This window comes from Rhodococcus sp. NPDC055024 (assembly GCF_053608585.1).
This window is the reverse complement of the sequence record NZ_JBSGVT010000048.1, coordinates 1-1,773: the sequence shown is the minus strand read 5'-3', so window position 1 is coordinate 1,773 and position 1,773 is coordinate 1. Positions and strand designations below refer to the sequence as shown.

Here is a 1,773-nt window from a genome sequence, read left to right as displayed (position 1 = left end):
CAACTCGACACCACCACACACCAACGCGACACGATCCGCACCACGAACCACCTGCTCGTCGAACAAATCCACCAACGTCCCCGAAACACCAGCGCACACCTCACCGCAACCGGACTCCAGGACGAGCGCGCGCTCGACCTCACCCAACAAAACGATATCGCCCACAGCGACAGTCGGTTCCGCTGAAATGGCTTCGAGAACGCGTACGAACTGATCCACAAACCCGGCCACCGTCGAATCGTCGAACAATGCCGACGCAAACGTCATCATGCCGGTTATCCCAGCCCCGACGCCCACCTCATCGTGATGATCGGTCACGATGAGGTGGAGGTCGAACTGCGAAGTTCCACTCTCGTACTCGACACCGGAAAGCGTCAGGCCACTCAATTCGAATGTCGACTGCGCCAAGTTCTGGAACGACAACCCCACTTGGAACAACGGATGGTAAGCCGTCGACCGAACCGGATTGAGCACCTCCACCAACCGCTCGAACGGCACATCCGCATGCGCAAACGCCGCCAAATCTGCCTCACGCGAACGAGCAAGCAAGTCGTTGAACGATTCGCTCGGATCGATCCTGGTGCGGAATGCCAACGTGTTGACGAACATTCCGACCAGATCATCAAGAATCTCGTCCCCACGTCCCGCAATCGGGGAGCCGATAACAATGTCATCGGTACCCGACAAACGAGCCAATGTCACCGCCAAGGCAGCATGCACCACCATGAACATGGTCGTGTTCGTACGCTGAACCAACTCCATCAGCGCCCGATGAACCTCCGGAGCCACCGACACACCAACTGTGCCGCCGGCGAACGACTGCACCGCAGGCCTCGGACGATCCCACGGCAACACCAACTGATCCGGCAACCCCGCCAACGCCTGAGACCAGAACTCGACCTGACGCGAAATCAACGACCCAGCGTCATCCTCCGAGCCCAACACCTCCCGCTGCCACAACGCGTAATCCGCATACTGCACCGCCAGCGGCTCCCACCCCGGAACCTCACCCCGAGAACGAGCCTCGTACGCGACCATCACATCACGCGTGAGCGGCCCCATTGAGAATCCGTCACCACTGATGTGATGAACCGCCATCGCCAACACGTACTCCGACTCCGACACCGCGAACAACCGTGCCCGAACCGGAACCTCCACCGCTACGTCGAAACCAGTCGACAAGAACCCCGTCACCGCAGCAACGACATCGGACTCCGACACCACAACCGGAGACAAGTGCAATTCAACATGATCCGCCGACAAAATCTCCTGGAACCCGACACCATCAACTTCGGGATAAACTGTCCGCAAAATCTCGTGCCGCGCAACAACATCCGAGACGGCAGCGCCCAACGCCTCCGCGTCCAACGATCCCGACAACCGAATCGCCACCGGAATATTGTACGCAGTCGACTCAGGCTCGAACCTGTTCAAGAACCACATCCGCTGTTGCGCCAACGACAACGGAATCCGCTCCGGACGCACCATCGCCGTCAACGCCGCCCGGGCACCCGAACCGACCTCCGACTCCACCCGCGCAGCGACACCCTCAACCGAGGACACCTCGAACAACACCCGCACCGGAACCTGCGCATCAAGCGCCTGCCCCAACCGAGCAACCACTCGCGTCGCGATCAGCGAATTACCGCCGAGTTCGAAGAAGTCATCGTCGAGACCCACACGATCAACACCCAACACCTCGGCGAACACCGACGCAACGATCTCCTCCACCGCCGTCACCGGAGCCCGGAACACCGCAACCTCGAACACCGG

1 protein-coding gene is annotated in these 1,773 nt (G+C 60.3%); it reads right to left on the bottom strand.

The features are described from left to right. A partial coding sequence (locus ACWF6P_RS31750; protein ID WP_452623696.1) for a condensation domain-containing protein occupies positions 1-1,773 on the bottom strand: 1,773 nt, incomplete at both ends.